Source organism: Sinomicrobium sp. (assembly GCA_029266035.1).
Taxonomy (GTDB): Bacteria; Bacteroidota; Bacteroidia; order Flavobacteriales; family Flavobacteriaceae; genus Sinomicrobium.
In genome coordinates, this window is record JAJUFH010000019.1 from 39270 (window position 1) to 60535 (window position 21266).

Here is a 21266-nt window from a genome sequence, read left to right on the forward strand (position 1 = left end):
TTAAATTGCAATTTCGGAATTTAAATAGGGTATTTTTAGCGCCTCTTCATCACTCTTCAAGGGCTTCTACCAAATCTTCCCATTCGGTTGTCAGTTCCGAGAGCTCTTTTTTCTTCGCTTTATAGGTGGTAAAAAACTGCTCGTCAGACGACACGCGGTCGTAATCTGTCGCAAGTGCACTGTCGGCTTTCGCAATCTCTTTTTCGAGTGTAGCGATCATACCTTCTACCTTGTTCAGTCTATTTTTTAGCGCTTTTTGCTTTTTCTGCTCGTCGTAGGTGAGTTTATTCTCCTTTTCTTCCTGAATTTTCACCTCTCTTTTCTGCGGTTCGGTTTTTTCTACCTCCCTAAAATTGGAAACATTGCGCTGTTCCAAAAAGAAATTGATATCTCCTAGGTATTCCTTGATTTTCCCGTCTTTAAACTCATAGACTTTATCGGTGAGCCCCTGTAGAAAATCCCTGTCGTGTGATACCAGCAGCAAGGTTCCTTCAAAATTTTGCAATGCCTGCTTCAACACATTCTTCGATTTGATATCGAGGTGGTTGGTGGGTTCGTCCATCACCAGCACATTGAAAGGATCGAGCAACATTTTACAAAGCGCAAGCCGGTTGCGTTCTCCTCCTGAAAGCACCTTTACCTTTTTATCTACTTCATCCCCCCTAAACAGAAAAGCTCCGAGCATATCTCTCACCTTACTGCGATTGTTATCGCTCGCAGCATCCTCCATAAGTTTAAGTACTGTTTGTTCTCCGTCAAGATATTCCGCTTGATTCTGCGCAAAATACCCCAATTGGACATTGTGTCCCAATCGGAGTTCTCCTCCATAGGATATTTCATCGATAATAATTTTGGCCAGGGTTGTTTTCCCCTGTCCGTTTTGCCCCACAAAAGCGATCTTACTACCTCTTTCTACCATGAGATCGATACCTCTGAGCACTTTTTTATCTCCGTAGTCTTTACTGACGTCTTTTGCTTCGACTACCACTCTACCCGGTTGTACAGAGACGGGAAAACGCACATTCATCACACTGTTGTCTTCTTCGTCTACCTCCAGCCGCTCCATACGGTCCAGCTTTTTTATCAGCGACTGCGCCATCGAGGCTTTTGTGGCTTTTGCCCTAAACTTTTCAATGAGGCGTTCTGCCTGCTGTATTTGTTTGTCCTGATTTTTTTTGGCGTTGAGCTGCTGCTCTCTAATCTCCCCTCGAAGCACGAGATACTGCGAATAGGGCTTGTTGTAATCGTATATCTTACCCAGCGAAATTTCTATGGTTCTGTTGGTTACATGATCTAGAAACATCTTGTCGTGTGATACTATCACCACTACTCCCGGATAGCGTTGTAGAAACTGTTCCAACCAGATAATAGACTCTATATCGAGGTGGTTGGTGGGTTCGTCGAGCAGCAGTACATCGTTGTTTTGAAGCAACAGTTTGGCCAATTCTATTCGCATCCTCCAACCGCCCGAAAAGGTATCGGTAAGTTTGTCAAAGTCTTTTCTTTTAAACCCGAGCCCCTGAAGCACTTTTTCGGTATCTCCCTGGTAATTATACCCTCCTAGAATTTCGTATCTGTTCGTCATATCGCTCAAGTCTACCATGAGTTGATGATAGCTCTCGCTTTCGTAATCGGTACGCTCGGCTAAGTTTCGATTCACTTCGTCCAACTTCAGTTCGAGCGACTTTATCTCTTCAAAAGCCTGATAAGCTTCTTCCAGCACTGTCCTCCCTTGCACAAAATCAATATCCTGTTTTAGAAAACCAATACGCACATCCTTATCTGATGCGAGTACTCCCGTATCTGGTTTCATTTCCCCAGAAAGCAGTTTCAACATAGTCGACTTTCCCGCTCCGTTCTTTCCTATAAGCCCTACCCTATCTCCTGAATTGAGACGAAAAGATACTTCTTCAAACAAAAACTCCCCGGAAAAGGATACTGATAAATTATGTATATTAAGCATTGTTATAACGTTTCTTAAATCACAGACTGTGAAGAACTCCTATCCTATTGACACAGCTCGAAAATCCGATGCAAATAAACACATTTTTTCGGCCTTAAGAAAATGAGATGGAGAGATTGGGAGAGGTGGAGATAGGGAGACGCGGAGATGGGGAGATGGGGAGATGTCATTCAGAACGGAGCCCTAGCGGAGTAATGAATCTCCCGACAAGTACACACAGACCATTCCCAAAAGGGGATTGTTTGTAATGGTAGTTGCCCAAGGGATAGTGTCTTCAAATATATTTAAGTGGTTTTTACAAAAAATAAATGACAATATTTAATAACTTTGCGACTTGTTTTTTCAAATATTTTTACCATGTTTAAAAAGGGAAGCCGTCTATACAGTATTTTTACCGGCACCTGTCCGAGATGCCAGGAAGAGAGTATGTACACTTACAAAAATCTGTATCACCCTGCCAAGACATTAAAGGTCGACGAACAATGTTCTCACTGTGGTCTTCGCTACAGGATAGAACCTTCTTTCTTTTACGGAGCCATGTATGTCAGCTACGGTGTGGGTACGGCTTTTGCAGTAGCGGCCTTTATCATTTCCTTCTTTTTCTTTGGCTCCGGCTTAAAAACGGCATTTATAGCCATTATGGCTACTCTTGTCGTCTTTATGCCAGTAATTATGAGAGTCTCGAGAAATATCTGGATCAACTTTTTTGTCCACTACGACCCCAATGCCGTTGAAAATCACAAAAAAAACACTGAAACAGAAGAAAAACAGCATATTTAAAACATCCTTTCACAACGTCAATCTCCTGTTCTACCCGGAATATCGCGCGTATCTCTTCCTAAAACGGTCGATGTCTATTGCAGCATCTAAGGCTATCCTGTCTTCGATAAACGCATAAAGCTGCTGCGCTGTAAAGGGCGCGGTCAAAGTTCCTCTGGTGCCCAATCCGTTTAGTATATAGGCATTGTGCTGCAGGGGGTGCCTTCCCACCAAAGGCCTTCGGTCGGCCACTGTAGGTCGTATTCCGGCTCGTTGATGTACAATTTCGTAGTCGCAGTGTATTATTTTGTCCAGTTTTTCCACAAGCTCTTTCCTCCCCGCCTCGGTCACCGCATTGGTTTTGTCGGTCCAGTCGTAGGTAGCCCCCACCACGTAGTGACCCGAACCTATTGGAATGAGAAATACCGACGATTTCAGAATATTTTTCAAATCGAGAGCCGGCGCCTTGATAGTGAGAAGTTCTCCCTTGGCTCCTTTTAGCGGCAAATAATTAAACAGTGGATTATCCACCATCCCATATCCTTCTGCAAACACTATATGTTTGGCTCGAATTCCCTTGTAAGTAACCTCTTGATCTGTAAACGACAATGCCTGATATTCGAAATCCTCTTTTCTCAACTGCTCCTCGTTGAGTGTAGCTCGATAAGCCTCAATCATTTTCTTTACGGCTATCCTGCCACTGTGTTTTACAACCCCAAAGCCATAAGGGGCATCGATACCTGATATGGGGTGGTGATCTAATTCGTCTGAGAGAAAGGGAGACAGTTCAGGTTTGTCTGCGGCTTCAAACCACATATTCTGCTCTTCCACGGAGGTAAATCTGCGGTACACCGGTATAGGATACACCAGCTGTTCCGACAGGTATTTTTCCAATCCGAGATAAAAAGGCATAGCCTCTCGCAATTGCTCCTCCGATTTCCAGGCAGCTGTAAATCGCTTTAGCACAACGGGATTGTACACACCACCAGCTACTTGAGAAGATTGCTGCAAGCTTCCGTCAAAAACTACAAACGACTTGTCGTGTGTTCTCAACTGTTCGCAAAAGGCCAGTCCGGCAAGCCCCAGACCTACCACAATATAGTCTGTAGTCATAGTACAAAAATAAAAAACACCTGTAGCTTTGCAGGCGTTCTTGTAATATCATATATCTATTTCGGCTGTTGTGCTAGCTCACTCACACGAGATGCACAACAGAGGTGCTCCGAAAAAAATTATTCGCTTTTCCAGACATCCTGTTCAAAATTGCGAATTTCTTCTTTAATTCGCTGTGCTTCCATAAGTTGAAACATGGCGTTATCAGGAATATAATCCCTAATCTCTCGATCGCCATACACATTGTCTTCCTTATAAATCACGGCATTAAACCTCCTCGCATTTAAAAGATGGTCGAAAGATATAGGTCTTCCCGAATTGTTCGCATTAAACGCTTTGGCTGCGTGAAGCACTTTTCTAGCACTGGGATACCAAACCCAAAACAATTCTACTAAATTAGAACCATCGTCTATACCCTGATCCATAAAATTCACATCTGGCGCTACCGGAGCAATACCCAAAAGACGGTACTTCAACTCACCTTGTCTCTTGTCAAAATACCACATTCCTCTTATTCTGTATTCTACTATATCGGCCGAACTTATCTCCCTGCGATCGATATACATTTCAGAAACCTGCTCTCCTGCGTTTACCTGTTCATACCCTAAGTCTGTGGTATCTACAGTTGCCAGTGTAGCTTCCAACTCTCCAAAATTCCTACGTTCAGTAAAATAGGAATCTGTGTAAATATCTTTGAGGTTTCCGTTTTTGATATTGGTTACCAGTACGTCGTAAAGCGACTGTCTACCCAAAGCTCCTGATGTTCCGTCTATAGGATAGTACAGTGGGAAATTTACCCTTTCGTTGAGATCTATTACTTCCCATACCATTTTAGACCACATAATATCTCTGTCTTCCACATAGCCGTACTCTAAGGGAACATCATCTCCTTCACTGATCTGAGCCTGAGATTTAACTCCTATATCTTCCGGCTTCGAAGCGTTGAGTATATTGGCCTGACCTGACATTTCCCAAGCGGTCAAGCTTATAAGAAAAACGGATAAAATCCCTTTCCAATTCATAATTTTTATTTTTTTCAACACACGGTCGCATCGATACCGCCTAACTTTTCTCAATACTAAAACGCAAATATTAAGCACCTATTTCGCCCTCTGTGTCTCTGTACTAAAACTTACTGTTTGACAGGTATATGCTCCTCACGAACAACAACGCAACAAACTGGAGATTATTGTATTTATCTCAACTTAATGACGGACAAAAATACAATTCAAAACATATAATGCACAAAAATAAACTCAAAAAGAGATTTTACACTATTACGCATGAGATTTTTTCCTAACAGATACAGAAAGTAACACAAGATATAAACGCATTAAGCTCAAACATATACCCTCAATAATTCGAATTTAAAATATTTAACAAAACATATCAATATTGTTGTTTTTATAAAAAACATTACATTTGAATTGTTATTTATTCGTATTTTAATAAGCTTAGTTTCGTCACCCCGACTTGCAACAACTATGAAAAAAGCATCCGCTATAAAAAATCCTGAAGGGGATGGTGTAGCATTTGAGGCTGTTGAAGTAATCGAGCGTTTAAAGCAACATCTCAATATCCGAACCAATGCCGCCTTGTCTGACATTCTCAATGTCAGACCAAACACTATCTCTACTTGGAAAAAGCGAAACACCCTCGATTTCCCCCGGGTTTTTGCGCCCTGCAAAACCTACAATATCGACATCGGTGCGCTTTTCTTCAATCAGGCGAGCAGAAGGACCTCGACACTTGAAAAAAATGGCGATTCAGGTTTTTGTGTTGTGAGCAGAAACTTCACATTTAGGTACGTCATAGAGTGTCACCTCAAAAGTTTTATCGACAGCCTTCCGAAGTTTAATTTTCCATTTATCAAAGGGGATAACATACGAGCCTTCCAAATGGTAGGATCGTCTATGGCCCCTGAACTTCAAGATGGAGATTTTGTAGTCGGAGAATATCGCGATATCGATATCTCAAAACTTTCAGAAGAGAGTATCTATGTGTTGGTCAGCAAGATAAGAGGAATTTATATCAGTAGGATATTCAAGAACCCATTAGCTCCAAATCACATCGTTTTAAATATGAATGACAAACTGGCAAAAGGACAAGACAAAGTAAAAATGCATTCGGAAGAGCTGCTCGAGATATGGGAGGTCATTTCTGTTTTTTCCCTTGATCTCATCGGACATAGGGGAACAAAAAACCCGTAGTATAGTGGTGAGCATCCTGCTATAGAGACACCTACCCCAGCTCTAAAAATTGCATGAGCCTATAACTGACTTAGGATTTCGCCGGATTCCCCTCTCATTCCTCTTCCTCATTCAACATATCCAAATCACGCCAATACTCCTCCATAATATACTTGACCTCCCCTTCGTTTAGCGGATTACTTATCGCAGCCACAAGTTGCTCGTATTCCTTTCGACTAATGGTATTATTTTTGAATTTCTCCAGCAAATCAGCTATCAAAGTGCAATCACTACTCATTTCTTTTGATTTTTATCCCCCAATATATCTATTCCAGAATGAAACATCTATTATTAGTACACCAGAGCACCTGAAAAGTCCCACTTCCTATTACTATTTTTTTTAAAAAAACAATTACCAAAAGGGTCACTTTACTTTTTTTATCTTTGCCGACATAGAAAAACTCACAAAAAAAACTTGAAGTACTATATTGTCATACCCGCTCACAACGAAGAGAAATTTATCGGCGAAGCTCTTGCTTCAGTATCGGCTCAAACGCTACTACCTACTGCCCTCATCGTTGTAGACGACGCCTCTACAGACCAGACGGCAAAGATTGCCTCTGCCTTTGCTGAAGAGCATCCCTGGGCAAGAACACTTCGACTTTCACCTAAGGGAGAAGGGCATCTTCCGGGAGGCAAGGTAATTCAAGCTTTTTACAAGGGACTGGAAACTCTGGACAACAATTTTGATTTTATTGTAAAAATGGATGCTGATGTTGTTCTTCCTCCAAATTATTTTGAGACTCTTGCTACAGTGTTTGCAAACGACTCATCGGTAGGGATAGCCGGTGGTTTGGTTTACATCAAACACAAAGGACAATGGATATACGAAGCTATAGCCGATAAAAACCACGTAAGGGGTCCCGTTAAAGCCTATTCCAAAAATTGCTTTGAAAGTATAGGAGGACTCAAGCCTGCCATAGGATGGGATACGGCAGACACCCTACTGGCTCGGTATTACGGCTTTGAAGTTCACACTTCAAAAGAACTTGTCATCAAACACCTTCGACCAACGGGAAAAGCCTACACCAAAAAGGCTCGATTGTTACAGGGGCAGGCTATGTACACCCTGAGATACGGCCTCCCGATTACTCTTATCGCCTCACTCAAAACAGCTTGGAAGCTCAAACGGTGGAAAGCTTTACTCTACAATACACAGGGATACCTCAAAGCCCGAAAAAACAAGCTGCCTTTCCTCGTAGATCAAGCACAGGGAAAATTCATAAGAAAGTACCGATGGCGGGGTATACTGTCCAAAATAGGATGGTCACAAAGATAGATGAACCACTTTTTTAGTGTCAAAAAAGTCCTCTTCAAAATAATCCGACAATGCGTATTCAACAGCTTTCGGAAAAGGCTTCAATTCTTCAGAAAGGTCACCTCCCTTTAAATACAATATCCCGTTTTTTAATTCGTGACGGTTATCTTTTGTCGTCGAATTCCGCACCCATCGCACAAAATCGGGCATATTAGTTACAGCGCGGCTAACTACAAAATCGAAGCGTTCTTTCACTTTTTCTGCACGTATGTGTTCCGCTCTTACATTTTGAAGTTCGAGCGCTTCTGCCACCGCCTCTACTACTTTGATCTTCTTCCCTATTGCATCGGTCAGATAAAAACGGGTATCGGGAAAAAGAATAGCCAGCGGAATACCGGGAAAACCGCCCCCCGTACCTACATCGAGTATCGAGCTACCAGGACAAAAAGCTTGCACCTTGGCTATCCCGAGAGAGTGAAGCACGTGACGTACATACAATTCGTCTATATCCTTTCTAGAAATGACATTGATCTTCGCATTCCAGTCGGCATACAAGGCTTCCAACTGTTTGAACTGTCGTTGTTGTCGCTCGGACAAATCGGGAAAATATTTTAAAATTATATCGGGAGAAGACATGGTTTTACTTTTGTACAAAAGTAAGCAAAACAAGACACAGCGCCGAAAACAATACACAAACAGAAAAAATTGTTAAAGAAGTTGTAGTTAGGGTTTAATTTATAGAATTATAGCTTCAAATCTGCAGGAAAAGCCATAATTTCGCACTTCAGATATTTTGATCGATACCAGTTTACTTGGTATTAACTTTAATAACCGATAAAACACAACTTATGGAACAAAAGCTATCGGAAAGAGTACTTAATATGGCCACTTCTGCCACACTCGCTATGGCAGCTAAGGCTAGGGAATTGAGAGCTGAAGGAAGGGATATCATCGGACTGAGTTTGGGTGAACCAGATTTCAACACTCCAGATTTCATTAAAGAAGCTGCCATACAGGCCATCAATGACAATTACAACAGCTATTCGCCAGTAGATGGTTATGCCGACCTCAAAGAGGCCATTATCAACAAATTCAAACGCGACAACAACCTCAGCTACAAACCGGATCAAATTGTCGTTTCTACAGGAGCCAAGCAATCTTTGGCCAATGTGGCATTGGCGATGATAAATCCCGGAGATGAAATAATCATTCCCGCTCCGTATTGGGTGAGCTATTCCGATATCGTAAAGCTCGCAGAAGGTGTACCAGTAGTAGTTTCCACCTCCATAGAAAACGATTTTAAAATAACACCGGAGCAACTCGAGGCAGCTATCACCCCCAAGACCAAAATGCTTTGGTACAGTTCTCCTTGTAACCCAAGCGGCTCGGTGTACAGCAAGGAAGAACTGGAAGCTCTGGCAGAGGTATTGAGAAAACACCCTCAAATATATATCGTCTCCGATGAGATTTACGAGCATATCAATTTTGCCGGAGGTCACGTAAGTATAGCAGCAATCGATGGTATGTACGATCGTACCGTAACCGTAAACGGTGTGTCTAAAGCCTTTGCCATGACCGGATGGCGTATCGGGTTTATCGGTGCCCCTGCCTGGGTGGCACGTGCCTGCAACAAAATACAAGGACAAATTACCAGTGGAACCAACTGTATTGCACAAAGGGCTACCATCACCGCTCTTGAGGCTCCGGTGAGTAAGATACAATACATGATCGACGAGTTCCAAAAGAGAAGGGATCTCGTGCTGGATTTGTTGAGAGATATCGACGGTTTCCAGATCAACGTTCCCGAAGGAGCTTTTTACGTTTTCCCTAATATCTCCTCGTTTTTCGGAAAGACACTGAGGGGGCATAAAATAGAAAGTGCATCCGACTTTTCACTTTACCTACTCGAGCAGGCCAATGTGGCTACAGTAACAGGAGAAGCCTTTGGCAATCCTAACTGTATCCGTATTTCTTATGCCGCTTCAGAAAAGGAACTCAGAGAAGCTATGAAAAGAATAAAAGAAGTACTGTCTTAATTTCTGAGAAATTAAGGCAGCTAAGCTGTAAAAAAGGCAGAATAGTTCGTATAGTGGTACGTGACATTCTGCCTTTTTTGGCTCATAGCCGTATCCACCCCTTCTACTTGTGATTTCCAGAAACATCTGCAATTCTGTCCTGCAAAATATCCCTATCTTTGTCAAAATTTTTCTAATGACTGAAAATGTAACTCCGTATAAAGATTCTGAACTGGGCAAAAAAGAACAGGTAACGCGTATGTTCGACACCATTTCTGGAAATTACGACGGACTCAACCGAGTGATCTCTTTCGGCATAGATATCAAATGGCGTAAAAAGGTCGTTAAATTGGTTAAAGAATGTAGGCCGAGCACTGTACTCGACATTGCGACAGGCACCGGAGATTTGGCTATCAACCTCGCCGAAACAGGAGCGGAAAAGATCACAGGGCTCGACATTTCACCCGGCATGCTTGAGGTGGGAAAACGCAAGATAGAAGAAAAACAACTGCAAAACACTATAAATATGGTGTTGGGTGACAGTGAAAACCTGCCGTTTGCCGACGACAGCTTCGACGCCATTACCGTAGCCTTTGGAGTGCGAAACTTTGAGAATCTCGAAAAGGGATTGAGTGAAATATTAAGAGTACTCAAACCAGAAGGACGTTTTGTAATTTTAGAAACCTCGGTACCCACCAAAACACCCTACAAACAAGGCTATAAACTGTATACCAAATACATACTCCCCCTTATCGGAAAACTGTTTTCTAAAGACCGTTCGGCCTATGCTTACCTCTCCGAATCGGCCTCTGTGTTTCCTCACGGGGAAAAACTGAACAATATTTTGAGTAAAACAGGGTTTATAAAAGTGCAACACCTCCCTCAAACTATGGGAGTTGCCACCATATATACAGCCTCAAAACAGCATTAACCCACCGTAAAACCCAAGTGTATGAACAGGACATTGCTCGGCTTTATCTTCCTTATGGCAAGTCATAGTGCGTTTTCTCAATTTAGAGAAAATCCGCTGATCAACCTGGAAAACTTCGACAAACAACCTGTGCATTGGGGCTATTTTCTCGGAATCAATCAATACAGCTTCAACTTCGACTACAAACAACTAAACGACGACTACAAGGATATACAGGTCAGTAAAAACATCGGGTTTAACGTAGGACTTATAGGAGACCTCCGCATCAACGATTATATGAACCTACGCCTAGAACCGGGACTGTATTACAATCAAAGGGATCTGTATTATTTAGGTATAACAGACGACAACGGTTATTTTAACGAAGTAGACGGCATCAGGGAAGTAAAATCCACTTATATTCACGTTCCGCTATTGCTCAAGGTGAGTACCAAACGCCTGGGCAACATCAAACCCTATATCGTAGGCGGATTTTCGGGAGCCATCAATCTAGGAAGCAATGCCGACAGTGATCAGGGTATAGAAAGCGGGGAATTCCGAATGAAAAAATACAGCTATTTCTACGAGATCGGTTTTGGAATAGACTTTTATCTGTACTACTTTAAGTTTTCTCCCTCTATCAGAGGTGTATTTTCACTGAATGACGAACACATACCGGACAAAGCCCCAGACAGCCCTTATACCAGTAACCTCAACAATATGCACAGCCGGGGTATTTTTCTCAATTTCACTTTCGAGTAGTTGGTTCCTCTTGCTGCAAACCGAGTTCATTAAGGCGAAAAACCTTATCTTTAGCCTGTGAATTGGGAACGGGCACTTAAGGATTTCAGGCACTATTTGCAGATAGAGAGAGGCTTGTCTGCCAACTCTCTGGAAAACTATTCCCTGGATGTAAAAAAACTGATAGGGTATTTACAGGAGCGCTCTATAAACGAATCCCCTATACGTATTTCTCCGGAAAGCCTACAGCGATTTGTCTACGATATCGCCCCAACCGTCAACGCCAGTTCTCAAGCCAGAATACTCTCAGGATTGCGCAGTTTTTTCAACTACCTCGTCTTTGAAGGCTATAGAGAAAACAACCCTATGGAGTTGATAGAATCGCCCAAAATCGGACGCAAGCTTCCCGACACCTTATCGCAACAAGACATAGACCGGATTATCGCAGCCATCGACCTCAGCACTCCCGAAGGAGAGCGCAACCGCGCCATGTTGGAAACCTTGTACAGCTGCGGACTTAGGGTTTCAGAGCTCACCGCCTTGCGCATTTCCGACCTTTTTTTTGCAGAAGGATTTATCAGGGTTACCGGAAAAGGCGACAAACAGCGCTTCGTGCCCATCGCTCCGGTTACACAAAATATTATTCAGCGATACAAAAGTGAGATAAGGGTACATATCCAGGCTCAAAAAGGACATGAAGACATACTCTTTCTCAATCGAAGAGGAAAACAGCTCACTAGAGCCATGGTCTTTACCATCGTAAAGCGGCTTGCCGAAAAAATAAATCTCGGAAAGAGCATCAGTCCACATACCTTTCGTCATTCCTTTGCCACTCACCTACTTCAAAACGGTGCAGATCTGAGAGCTATTCAGCAAATGTTGGGACACGAAAGCATTACCACCACCGAAATATATATGCATACCGACCGCTCTCAACTGGCTGATATTGTGAAAAAATTTCACCCTCGAGGAGCATCCTAAAGCACGACCTCAAAAACATTATTTCTTAGATGCCGAAGGCAAACTATCCTGATGTAGTGCACCGTACTTTTTCAGTATGGGAAGCACTTCGGGGATAGGCAGCGCTTTCATAATATGTCCTTTGAATCCCTTCATATCTTCTGCCATAAACAGAGAATTGTATATCGCTTCTTCTGTCGCTTCCAAGACCGCCATAAAAAGCGGAGACATATCGTCGTTGTGCAGCACAGGTGGAGTCATCGGTTTTTTTGGAGCTTTATAAGGAACAAAGGTGTCTGGATGGGTAGAAAACGCGATAGAATAGTCTCCACTCCCGTTTGATGAAAACGATCCTACAGCACCAAAGGCAAGGTAGGAGCGTCGAGCCAGTCGCTTGAGATTGCGATCAGACAAAGGAGCATCTGTTGCGATAATTATCATACAAGAACCATCGGCTACATAAGGGTCCTTTTCCATCATATAGAAGTTTTTCAGTTCTCGTCCCACAGGAGCGCCATTAATACTCAACACTCCCCCAAAATTCGACTGAACCAATACACCTACGGTATAGCCCCCCTTTGATGGAGGCAACACCCTAGAGGCGGTACCTATACCTCCCTTAAAGCCCAAAGCTCTCGTGCCTGTACCCGCTCCTATATTGCCTTCACTTACCGGGCCACTTTTGGCAGCATTTAGGGCTTGCAGCGCATCTTCGCGGGTGACATTCCTACTCCGGATATCGTTGAGATAACCATCGTTAGTCTCACCTACCACACTGTTTATGGAACGTACAGTTTCATTGCCCGGGAGTGCTAACATATAATCTAACAAACCGTCAGCTACGGCAGGTACGCTCAAAGTATTGGTCAGCAAAATAGGTGTTTCCAGTGTTCCGAGCTCTTCAATTTGCGACAGGCCGATAGATTTCCCAAAGCCATTGCCCACATATACCGCTGCAGGCACTTTTTGCTGAAAAACATTTCCCTGATGCGGAATTATAGCGGTAACCCCCGTGCGCACATCATCTCCTTCTATCAAGGTTCTATGTCCTACCTTTACTCCGGGCACATCGGTAATAGCATTCCATTTTCCGGTGGGCAATATACCCGTCTGCAGTCCAAAATCCCTTGCACGTCCGCGTTTAACCCCCTCTTGTGCCGACACCACTGTAGTACATATCACAACACTCAGTAAAGCGAGCCACTTTATTTTAATCATCCTATTTGTTTTTAGCAAATGGTTTATAAACATTAATCTTCCAGATAGCTCAGCAATGCCCTATAGACCGGCACTCCCTTAGTACTATTTGTCATAATTACCAGTCCGTTGCCCGTTTCCGGATTGTATTCAGAAATACACCTAAAACCATTGCCATTCGAACCGGTATGCCCCACTCGCAAACCTCCTGAATCCAATCGATCTATACGCAATGCAAGTCCGAAATGCCTAGTTCCTGTCGCTGTTCTGTCTCGGCGAGGAAGAATGGCTGTACTGTTGGTGTCGTATTGAGGAGTGGTCATTGTTTTCCACAGTGTTTCTTCCAGCGAATAAGGAGCCGAACGGTCCGTTTTCATCAGTTCTAACAGAAAATGAGCGTATTCTACAGGGGTAGCATAGAGGGTAAATGCGGCATTGAATTCCTTGTAAACGCGTCTTTTTTTACGTCTTAAATCACCTGTATTTCCGTGTCCATCAGCATAGGTCTCGTTGTATTCGTCTTGCCAGATATAGTGGCTATGCGTCATCCCCAGAGGTTTAAGTAGCGACTCGTACATAAGGCTGTCCATTTCAGAAGAGCTACTTATTCCGAGTATTTTTTCTACGGTTCGCTGTAAAAACAATATCCCTTCTCCCGAGTACTTGTGCTTGGTACCGGGCTCAAAAAGAACAGGGATAGGTCCTCCTTTCTTCCGCCCTCCCGGACGCCAATTGGGAAATCCAGAAGTATGGGTCAACACCATACGCGCTGTGATTTTTCGATGTCTCGGATCTTCGGTATAGTCTTTTCCAAGGTATTCCACCAAAGGAGTGTCGAGATCTAGCTTGCCTTCTTCTACCAGTTTAAGCGCAAAATAAGCAAATAGTGGCTTAGACATAGAACAGGCTTCAAATACAGTAGACACATCCACTTTACTTGTCGGATCTGTAATATTCTTCAATCCGTATTGCAAATCAGAAGTCACCTTGTGATCTTTGATAAGCGCTATAGAAACTCCGGGAACATTATTGGCTATCATATACCTCGGTGCTACCAAATCGGCAAGTGTTTCCAGAGGGATATCTTTAAAGTTATTCAAATACTCCGGAAGCTCTTCACCTATCTCAGCACTTTCTCCATATCGCTCTACGACCAGTATATTTTCTCCGTTTTTCTTTTTTGCCGAAAAGTTTATGTTTAGTCCCGACACCTTCCACTGCCCTTTTCCTGCCTCTTCAATCAAGGAAATAGTATTTCCCATACTAAAGCGCTCCGATTCGATAAGGATATCCACCTCATCGGTCACCTTGTAATAACCTTCCAATTCTTTTAAATCAGTTATCGCCTCTTCTCGCTGTGCATATACACTGAAACAAAGGCAAAGGACTATCGCAAACGACAGCGGCTTAAATAGCTTCATCTATCTATAATTTTTTATTTGCATCTACTACTTGTACATTTCGATAAGGATTTTCCCGTCTTCGGTTACAGCACCTCTGTACATCCCTCTCGTGTTAAAAGGCATAGCGATATTTCCCTTATTGTCTATGGCAATCATACCTCCCGTTCCGCCCATATCACCAATTTTTCGGATAACTTCAGCGCTTGCTTCAGTTACTGATGCATTGTTATACTCCATTTGCGCCTCAACATCATAAGCCGCTACATTTCGGATATAAAATTCTCCCCAACCGGTACAAGATACCGCCACCTGTTTTCCGGCATAGTTTCCGGCACCGATAATGGGCGAATCTCCGATTCGACCAAATTGTTTGTTCACCATTCCTCCAGTAGAAGTTCCGGCAGCTAGGTTACCGTTTTTGTCCAAAGCAACAGCGCCTACTGTTCCGTGTTTTTCATCGTGATCGAGGACAATTTTGGTAGAATCTCTTTTGAGTATACGCTTTAGTTGTTTACTACGACGATCTGTCATAAAATAAGACGGATCTACGATATCCAGTTTTCCACTTTCAGCAAATTGTTCTGCTCCCTTTCCTACCAGCATGACGTGCTCAGACTTTTCCATCACCAGCCTTGCTGCCTTAATAGGGTTTTTTATCGTAGTTACTCCGGCTACAGCTCCCGCATTGCGGTCGGGTCCCCACATAATAGAGGCATCCAATTCATTTTTCCCTTCATGTGTAAGTACAGCTCCCTTACCTGCATTAAAGAGTGAATCGTTTTCCAGCTCAATAATAGCTGCCTCTACCATATCCAACCCAGTCTTCCCCGACTTCCACTGCTCGTATCCTGCGGATAGGGCAGCTTCCAAACCTTCTCTATAGGCCTTTTCCCGTTCCGGAGTCATTTTCTCTTTGGTGATGGTACCGGCTCCTCCGTGAATGACGAGCACATAGCGCTCGGTATTTTGATCTTGGACATCGTCTGTTTTACCACTGTCTTCTTTGTTGCTATTTCCGCAAGCAAAAAGGGACAAGCTCAATAAAATTACAAATAAGTGTTTCATAGATTTAAAGTTATGGTTTGTAAAGCAAAGAAACTGAATTCTTTAGTTTTCTGAAAACTTGTAAACATCTCCGGCTTTGAGTACTGTCTTTTCCAGTTCTTTATCCGGGTTGCCAGGATCCGCGCGATAAACCGTTACTGTATTGGCCCCTACCACTCGAAACTCGTTTCCGGTAACTATAGTCGCTGTGTTTTCGTCTATGCCTACACCCAACAGCTCAGGATTATTGCGAACGGCTATTTCAAGGCGCTGCGAACGTTTTCTCTCACTAAAATGCTGATCTACGATCACCTCCGTCCAAAGCCCCAAACCTTGATACATTACCGGAAGTAACAGTCCGCTCATCTTTTTGCTGCTGCTTATCATTACCTTCGACATTATTCCCGCACCGGCACTGGTACCACCTATCGGGACACCCTCTTTATGTCTCTTTTGAATATCGTCGACCAATCCGGCCTTCTCAAGTCGCGTTTTAAGCAGGGTTTGTCCACCACCTGGCATCCAGATCATATCGCACTCTTTGATGTATTTAAGCGCTTGTTTTGGGTTGTCGAGATTCAACACCCATATATCTTTATACCCCAATCTCTTATATATATCTAAGTAATAGTTTGTTCTTCTTTCAATACTTTTCGAACCAGAAGCATAAGGGATAATCAGCAATTTCGGGTCTTTAACCGTAGTGAGTTTCAAAAATTCATCTTTCAGTATTTCCTCTTCAAGTGCCTCGGTCAGGGTTCCTCCCCCTTGAACTATAAGCCCTCCTTCGCCATTTCCGAACAGATAGTTGGCCACCGTTCCGGCTATTTGCTTATTGCTGTGGCGCACTGCCGGGGCCATTTCAAACTTCCAGTTGAAAGGAACTCCTTCTTTGGCTGCCAGGGCTTTTCCCTCAGCATAAAATTTCTTCGCCCTCGCTACTCTGTCTCGACCTTGTTTTAAAGCTTCGGTGGACTTTCGCAAGTCTTCTCTGCTGTATACCGTATCTGCCGTTCCGACCATCACAGTAAAGTCTCTGCCCAAAAACTTCCTGATATTCTCTTTTGGAAGCTCGGTATTTTTGAGTCCATAAGGATAATTCACCTCGTAATCGGGCATGGTATAGTAGCCCGCAGATGAAGAAACAATACGAGAGGCTCGGTTGTTTGGAACATACATCATAAAGCGGTGCACAAACTGAGACCCAGCAGAAAAACCGTACAAGATATAGTTTTTATTGACATTTCCCGTTTGCGATTTGACATAGTCGAACAGCGGTTCTATTACGGAAAAAGTACGATCTTTGACAGCTACTGTATTGCCGTCGCGAGTAAACACGCCTCCCTGGTGGTAGTCGCGTGAATTGGGAAATTGCTCTTTAGAAAATTCTGGCACTATAAGTATAAACCCGTAGCGCTTGGCATACTCCAACATATTGTCTCTGTAGCCAACGGCATTGCGACCGTTGCCGTGCATGGTAAAAAACACCGGAGCATTCTTTTTGTTCTCGGGGATATGATACCAAACCGTAATCGGCTTGTCGGCAAGAGGTGCATAATCGGTATATACAAAACTGCCGGTTCCGGGTTCTAGAGAATCCGATGCTTCGGCAGCTGTGCCGTGGAGGGCTGCAATCAAAAACAGACCGCTAAAAATTATTGAAATGTACTTCTTCATTATTTTAAATTTGTGTTTTGGTTGTAACTACAATTGGTCTTTACAGCTTTTCGGCAATACCAAAAGGTTTGAGCTTATCAGCGTTGGCGTGCTTGACGAGTGCTCTTGCCAAGACATTGGTGGGGTTGATCATCACAAGTCCTTTCTCTATCTCTGAAGTAATGACGAGGGGAATCTCGGTGCAGCCTAATACAACTGCTTCAGCTCCCTTCTCTTTCAGGTAATCTATAGCGAGATCTAAATTTGCCTTGGCCTGAGGATGAAAAGGGCGGTTGGTCGATTTGATACCGTATTCCGGATGATAAATCGCCGGATGCACAATTTCTTCCTGCATTTGAGAAGTGACCTCTACAGGTTCGAACCCGCCAGCCTTTATCACATTTGCATAGAGTTTATACTTGTAGGTTCCGGTGGTTGAAAGCACTCCTATCTTAGAAAAATGCGAGAAATGAGTTCTGATAAGGTCGATGGTTTCCTCTATCATATGGAGCAATTTTATCCGGCTACCCTTCTTCTCCAGCTCTTCTTTGACAACCGAGAATATCGCTGGAGCATGAGCCGTATTACACGGAATACCCGCAACGGTTGCACCCTGACTTTCCAGATTCACAATTATTCTGGCTATGCTATATCCCGGATTTTCCGATATCTTCCCAAGAAGAAACTCTGTGCGATCCTGGATTTGCGAAGACATCGAATACAGCATGGTATCGATATAGTCTTGGTCTTTTCCCGCCAGGGTATTGTCGTATACATTTTGCAAAAGATCGACTCCTGCATACGGGCCCACGCCTCCCACTATTCCTATCATAAATTAGTGTTTACAAGTCTTACAACAAGCTTGTGGCAATGTTCAAGAACTGTTATAAATTATTGTTTATCACCTTGTATGGTTCTATCTTGGCATCCAACACCAATTTAAACAACCTCCCCATATTGGTTGCCGAAATAGTATTTCCTTTTATACTGCTGTCTACGCGGTGTACAAAAACCATATTCCACTCCGGAATCACCATGAGTCGCTGCCCTCTGGCTCCTTGTGCAGAATAGGTTCCTTCGGGCACGGTGACCTTTGGCATATGAGGAACCCTCGGATTGTCTCCTCTAGCCACCCACCAGAGATAACCATAACCTGGTCTACCATACAAGGTAGCATCTGAGCTATAACGTGTAATCTGATGTACCCAGTTGCTGTCTACTACTTGTTGTCCGTTCCACTTTCCGTTGTTGAGCATCAACCAGCCAAACCGAGCGAGATCTCGGGCAGTGATTTTAAAGGGGTAGGCTCTGTGTTCAGACGCATCACCGGTTACATACCTGCCGTCGGAAGGCACAAAATCTTCCATACCTATAGGTTTAGCTATATCTTCGTAAAGTGCCTCAAAAAAATCCTTTTTGGTCTCTTGCGCAAAAATGGTTTCCAGAACATTAAAATCCCAGTTATTGTAATACCAAAATGTCCCTGCCTTATGAGAATGTCTCGCAGGCTTGCGCTTTCTCATTCCTTTTGTCTCGTACAAAGCCGGGTGATATATCCCCGAACGAGCTTTCAAACAATCGCGCACAGTAGCTTTCTTCTCCTCTTTGGTCAGCCCTTCTACATCGTCTATATTCAAATCGGCCATAGTAGCATCAATATCTATGGTGCCGTCTTTTATGTACTTTCCGTACAGTGTACTCATAAAACTCTTTCGCACAGAATGCGTATTGATCTTTTGATCTACATCTCCCCATTGATAGAGTACCTTTCCGTCTACTATCACCATTATAGCTGCGGTGTGAAAAGTACTGGCCAACTTTCCTACTTCCTCTAGTTTCTCTTTTGAAAAACCAAGTGTCTCAGGATTGTCTACTACTTCCCAGCTTTTTCCCGGATAGTGTACATTTCCGACATTTGACTGAGCCGACAAATCGGCGATTCCAAAAAACAGCAATCCAACCAGTGCAGCTCTCCAGAGGCCGAACATACGGCTTACAATATTGTTTAGTTTCATAAAAAAGTGTTGTTTAGTTTTATGTTTGTGGTTTAGTCTATTTCAAAAGTCTTACTTCGCAATACTTTACCACCTCTGTTTTCGGTAAATTCACCCTGATCTACTGTCAGTTTACCATTTACCAAAACGTATTCTATCCCTTCAGAATACTGATGTGGCTCGAGAAAGGTCGATTTGTCGATTACAGTCTGCGGATCAAAGACAGTAACATCGGCAAAGTTACCCACTTTCAACCGACCTCTTCGCTCCAGTCCGAGTCGATCTGCCGGTAAGGAAGTCATTTTTTTCAGGGCAACAGGCAAGTCTATAACTTTCAATTCCCTCACATAGTGTCCCAGCACCCTTGGGTAGGTTCCGTAGTATCTGGGGTGAGGCCAGGAATCACCGGGAGCTGTAAGTCTGCCATCAGAGCCGATCATGGTTTGTGGGTGCTGCATGATTCGCTTGAGATCTTCTTCTTCCATCGCGTGATATATGGCACTCCCACCTCCAGTCAACTGCGCTTCCATCACCAACTTTGCTCCATTCTCAGCTGTGGGTTCCAAACCTTCGCGCTCTGCCCAATATTTCAATGTCTTTCCCGAAAGTGTGCTATCCCAGGGGGTTCGAGCCAATTGTACCCTATCCAAATCATCTCCTCCTCTGTCATTTACAATATTAAAGGCTATACCTTTTAATATGCTGTCTTTTAGTTTCGCATTCTTTGTCCGCTCTACAAACGCCTTCTGTCCTCCTGCCATGGACCAAGCTGGAATCAGCACAGAAATCCCGGTATAACTAGCGTCATACGGGTATTGATCGAGCATGACATCAATTCCTTTCGCCCTTGCCGAATCGACCATAGCCAAGGTCTTGACGCTGGACCCCCACATGGGTTTTCCCACTACTTTATGGTGGGTGAGTACAATCGGAATCTCGGCGTCGTGTCCTATCTTTATAGCTTCGGCCACCCCTTCTATCAGTCCCAACCCTTCTTCGCGCAAATGAGAAGTGTAAATACCCCCGTAGCTACCGGCTACTTTTGCAAGTTCGATAACCTCGCCTACCTCAGAAAAGGTTCCGGGCAAATATTTAAGTCCTGTCGAGAGTCCGAATGCCCCTTCTTTCATGGCCTGCTCTACCATCTGTTTCATTTCAGCCAGCTCTTCATCGGTAGGAGCGCGGTTGTCCATTTGCATCACTGCCCTCCTTATTCTGTTGTGTCCCACCAGGTAAGCGACATTCATGCCGAGTTGTTCTTTCGACAGAGAGTCGAGATATGGTCCAAAAGGCCAGAACCCTCCACCATCGGGACCTCCAAGAGCCAAAGTAACTCCTTGACTCACCATACTCTGAGCATCGGGATATTTAAAAATAGGTTCAATATGGGCGTGCATATCTATAAATCCGGGAGCCACAACCAGCCCTTCGGCATCTATGACGCGCTGTGATGCAGAGGTGTCGATCTCCCCGATAAACACTATGGTATCTGCATTGATTCCAACATCGGCTACCACCAGATCTTCGCCGTCTCCGGTAAACACCTGCCCGCCTCGTATTACTATTTCATAAGAGGGTACCTCTCGCGAATCACAAGAAAAGAAACAACCCAAGCCAGCAAGGCCGAGTATAAAAAGAAATGTTCTCATGAGATATGGTTTTTGGTTGATTAATCAAACAAAGTAATTTAAATATCGACAATATTTTACATTCCAATATTTATTTTAATGGCATACCAATTTTATGCGATTACAAAAAAATCCTGTCTTCGGCATATACCGAACAACAGGATTTTTACAATTGATTATACCACTCCTATTCTTAAGCGACTAAGCTTTGTGCTTCACAATGACAATCACTATTAAGGGAAGATACCTCTTTGTCTGTACGCTTGTTCCAGTCGTTCTATCGCGATGATAAAGGCTGCGGTACGCATATCGACATCGCGATCGGAGGAAGCTTTCGCCACGCGGGTAAACGACTCTTTCAACTTCTTGTGCAACT

At 43.5% G+C, this 21266-nt stretch carries 19 protein-coding genes; 7 read left to right on the forward strand and 12 right to left on the reverse strand.

Translation table 11 applies throughout. The features are described 5' to 3' along the window. Positions 1 to 49: 49 nt before the first annotated feature. Complete coding sequence (locus ACYZZR_RS09690) at positions 50 to 1963, reverse strand: ABC-F family ATP-binding cassette domain-containing protein (protein WP_461533802.1); 1914 nt, start codon at positions 1961 to 1963, stop codon at positions 50 to 52. Between the two features lie 357 nt (positions 1964 to 2320). On the opposite strand from ACYZZR_RS09690, the gene ACYZZR_RS09695 reads away from it, so the two are divergent. Continuing rightward, positions 2321 to 2743, forward strand: a complete 423-nt coding sequence (locus ACYZZR_RS09695; RefSeq protein ID WP_461533803.1) for a DUF983 domain-containing protein — start codon at positions 2321 to 2323, stop codon at positions 2741 to 2743. A gap of 30 nt (positions 2744 to 2773) precedes the next feature. On the opposite strand, the gene ACYZZR_RS09700 is transcribed toward ACYZZR_RS09695, so the two are convergent. Both ACYZZR_RS09700 and porN read right to left on the reverse strand, forming a co-directional pair. After that, on the reverse strand, positions 2774 to 3835 hold the full coding sequence (locus ACYZZR_RS09700; RefSeq protein WP_461533804.1) for an NAD(P)/FAD-dependent oxidoreductase: 1062 nt from the start codon (positions 3833 to 3835) through the stop codon (positions 2774 to 2776). A 119-nt stretch (positions 3836 to 3954) separates the two neighbouring features. After that, a complete protein-coding gene (porN, locus tag ACYZZR_RS09705) occupies positions 3955 to 4857 on the reverse strand; it encodes a type IX secretion system ring subunit PorN/GldN (protein WP_461533805.1) in 903 nt (300 codons plus the stop codon). A 462-nt stretch (positions 4858 to 5319) separates the two neighbouring features. On the opposite strand from porN, the gene ACYZZR_RS09710 reads away from it, so the two are divergent. Further along, positions 5320 to 6045 (forward strand): LexA family transcriptional regulator, encoded by a 726-nt coding sequence (locus tag ACYZZR_RS09710; RefSeq protein ID WP_461533806.1) that lies wholly within the window; start codon positions 5320 to 5322, stop codon positions 6043 to 6045. 94 nt (positions 6046 to 6139) lie between these two features. On the opposite strand, the gene ACYZZR_RS09715 is transcribed toward ACYZZR_RS09710, so the two are convergent. Beyond that, positions 6140 to 6322 carry a hypothetical protein gene (locus tag ACYZZR_RS09715; RefSeq protein ID WP_461533807.1) on the reverse strand — a complete coding sequence of 61 codons (183 nt, stop codon included), beginning with the start codon at positions 6320 to 6322 and terminating at the stop codon, positions 6140 to 6142. Positions 6323 to 6499: 177 nt separating this feature from the next. Between ACYZZR_RS09715 and ACYZZR_RS09720 the strand changes: the two genes are divergently transcribed. Continuing rightward, a complete protein-coding gene (locus tag ACYZZR_RS09720) occupies positions 6500 to 7363 on the forward strand; it encodes a glycosyltransferase family 2 protein (RefSeq protein WP_461533808.1) in 864 nt (287 codons plus the stop codon). Here the strand turns inward: ACYZZR_RS09720 and rsmG are convergent. Further along, a complete protein-coding gene (rsmG, locus tag ACYZZR_RS09725; RefSeq protein ID WP_461533809.1) occupies positions 7352 to 7978 on the reverse strand; it encodes a 16S rRNA (guanine(527)-N(7))-methyltransferase RsmG in 627 nt (208 codons plus the stop codon). The two genes, ACYZZR_RS09720 and rsmG, sit on opposite strands and share 12 nt — an antisense overlap. A 212-nt stretch (positions 7979 to 8190) precedes the next feature. Between rsmG and ACYZZR_RS09730 the strand changes: the two genes are divergently transcribed. The 4 genes from ACYZZR_RS09730 (at position 8191) to xerD (ending at position 11989) form a co-directional block, all read left to right on the forward strand. Continuing rightward, positions 8191 to 9378, forward strand: coding sequence for a pyridoxal phosphate-dependent aminotransferase (locus ACYZZR_RS09730; RefSeq protein WP_461533810.1), 1188 nt, complete (start codon positions 8191 to 8193; stop codon positions 9376 to 9378). A 175-nt stretch (positions 9379 to 9553) separates the two neighbouring features. Beyond that, the gene (gene ubiE / locus ACYZZR_RS09735) at positions 9554 to 10288 is read left to right on the forward strand and encodes a bifunctional demethylmenaquinone methyltransferase/2-methoxy-6-polyprenyl-1,4-benzoquinol methylase UbiE (protein WP_461533811.1); all 735 of its coding nucleotides are present in this window, start codon (positions 9554 to 9556) and stop codon (positions 10286 to 10288) included. A 21-nt stretch (positions 10289 to 10309) separates the two neighbouring features. Further along, positions 10310 to 11029 (forward strand): type IX secretion/gliding motility protein PorT/SprT, encoded by a 720-nt coding sequence (porT, locus tag ACYZZR_RS09740; protein ID WP_461533812.1) that lies wholly within the window; start codon positions 10310 to 10312, stop codon positions 11027 to 11029. A 57-nt stretch (positions 11030 to 11086) separates the two neighbouring features. After that, positions 11087 to 11989, forward strand: a complete 903-nt coding sequence (gene xerD, locus ACYZZR_RS09745) for a site-specific tyrosine recombinase XerD (RefSeq protein WP_461533813.1) — start codon at positions 11087 to 11089, stop codon at positions 11987 to 11989. Positions 11990 to 12007: 18 nt separating this feature from the next. Here xerD and ACYZZR_RS09750 read toward each other — a convergent pair whose 3' ends face one another. From ACYZZR_RS09750 to ACYZZR_RS09780, 7 genes are read right to left on the reverse strand one after another with little or no spacing between them, the layout of a single operon-like run. Continuing rightward, on the reverse strand, positions 12008 to 13186 hold the full coding sequence (locus ACYZZR_RS09750) for a DmpA family aminopeptidase (protein WP_461533814.1): 1179 nt from the start codon (positions 13184 to 13186) through the stop codon (positions 12008 to 12010). Between the two features lie 32 nt (positions 13187 to 13218). Continuing rightward, complete coding sequence (locus tag ACYZZR_RS09755) at positions 13219 to 14586, reverse strand: serine hydrolase domain-containing protein (RefSeq protein ID WP_461533815.1); 1368 nt, start codon at positions 14584 to 14586, stop codon at positions 13219 to 13221. Positions 14587 to 14613: 27 nt separating this feature from the next. After that, a complete protein-coding gene (locus ACYZZR_RS09760) occupies positions 14614 to 15633 on the reverse strand; it encodes an isoaspartyl peptidase/L-asparaginase family protein (protein WP_461533816.1) in 1020 nt (339 codons plus the stop codon). Between the two features lie 42 nt (positions 15634 to 15675). Continuing rightward, a complete protein-coding gene (locus ACYZZR_RS09765; protein ID WP_461533817.1) occupies positions 15676 to 17289 on the reverse strand; it encodes a cyanophycinase in 1614 nt (537 codons plus the stop codon). Between the two features lie 40 nt (positions 17290 to 17329). Further along, positions 17330 to 18100, reverse strand: coding sequence for an aspartate/glutamate racemase family protein (locus ACYZZR_RS09770; RefSeq protein WP_461533818.1), 771 nt, complete (start codon positions 18098 to 18100; stop codon positions 17330 to 17332). Between the two features lie 52 nt (positions 18101 to 18152). Next, positions 18153 to 19283, reverse strand: a complete 1131-nt coding sequence (locus ACYZZR_RS09775) for a serine hydrolase domain-containing protein (RefSeq protein WP_461533819.1) — start codon at positions 19281 to 19283, stop codon at positions 18153 to 18155. A 32-nt stretch (positions 19284 to 19315) separates the two neighbouring features. Continuing rightward, positions 19316 to 20911: an N-acyl-D-amino-acid deacylase family protein gene (locus ACYZZR_RS09780; RefSeq protein ID WP_461533820.1), complete on the reverse strand. Its 1596-nt coding sequence runs from the start codon at positions 20909 to 20911 to the stop codon at positions 19316 to 19318. Between the last annotated feature and the right edge of the window lie 355 nt (positions 20912 to 21266).

Coding starts and splice junctions, on each gene's coding strand:
- ACYZZR_RS09710 (WP_461533806.1), top strand. CDS start 5,320: ATGAAAAAAGCATCCGCTATAAAAAATCCTGAAGGGGATGGTGTAGCA.
- ACYZZR_RS09760 (WP_461533816.1), bottom strand. CDS start 15,633: ATGAAACACTTATTTGTAATTTTATTGAGCTTGTCCCTTTTTGCTTGC.
- rsmG (WP_461533809.1), bottom strand. CDS start 7,978: ATGTCTTCTCCCGATATAATTTTAAAATATTTTCCCGATTTGTCCGAG.
- porN (WP_461533805.1), bottom strand. CDS start 4,857: ATGAATTGGAAAGGGATTTTATCCGTTTTTCTTATAAGCTTGACCGCT.
- porT (WP_461533812.1), top strand. CDS start 10,310: ATGAACAGGACATTGCTCGGCTTTATCTTCCTTATGGCAAGTCATAGT.
- ubiE (WP_461533811.1), top strand. CDS start 9,554: ATGACTGAAAATGTAACTCCGTATAAAGATTCTGAACTGGGCAAAAAA.
- ACYZZR_RS09750 (WP_461533814.1), bottom strand. CDS start 13,186: ATGATTAAAATAAAGTGGCTCGCTTTACTGAGTGTTGTGATATGTACT.
- ACYZZR_RS09765 (WP_461533817.1), bottom strand. CDS start 17,289: ATGAAGAAGTACATTTCAATAATTTTTAGCGGTCTGTTTTTGATTGCA.
- ACYZZR_RS09730 (WP_461533810.1), top strand. CDS start 8,191: ATGGAACAAAAGCTATCGGAAAGAGTACTTAATATGGCCACTTCTGCC.
- ACYZZR_RS09780 (WP_461533820.1), bottom strand. CDS start 20,911: ATGAGAACATTTCTTTTTATACTCGGCCTTGCTGGCTTGGGTTGTTTC.
- ACYZZR_RS09755 (WP_461533815.1), bottom strand. CDS start 14,586: ATGAAGCTATTTAAGCCGCTGTCGTTTGCGATAGTCCTTTGCCTTTGT.
- ACYZZR_RS09775 (WP_461533819.1), bottom strand. CDS start 19,283: ATGAAACTAAACAATATTGTAAGCCGTATGTTCGGCCTCTGGAGAGCT.
- ACYZZR_RS09715 (WP_461533807.1), bottom strand. CDS start 6,322: ATGAGTAGTGATTGCACTTTGATAGCTGATTTGCTGGAGAAATTCAAA.
- ACYZZR_RS09690 (WP_461533802.1), bottom strand. CDS start 1,963: ATGCTTAATATACATAATTTATCAGTATCCTTTTCCGGGGAGTTTTTG.
- ACYZZR_RS09700 (WP_461533804.1), bottom strand. CDS start 3,835: ATGACTACAGACTATATTGTGGTAGGTCTGGGGCTTGCCGGACTGGCC.
- ACYZZR_RS09770 (WP_461533818.1), bottom strand. CDS start 18,100: ATGATAGGAATAGTGGGAGGCGTGGGCCCGTATGCAGGAGTCGATCTT.
- ACYZZR_RS09695 (WP_461533803.1), top strand. CDS start 2,321: ATGTTTAAAAAGGGAAGCCGTCTATACAGTATTTTTACCGGCACCTGT.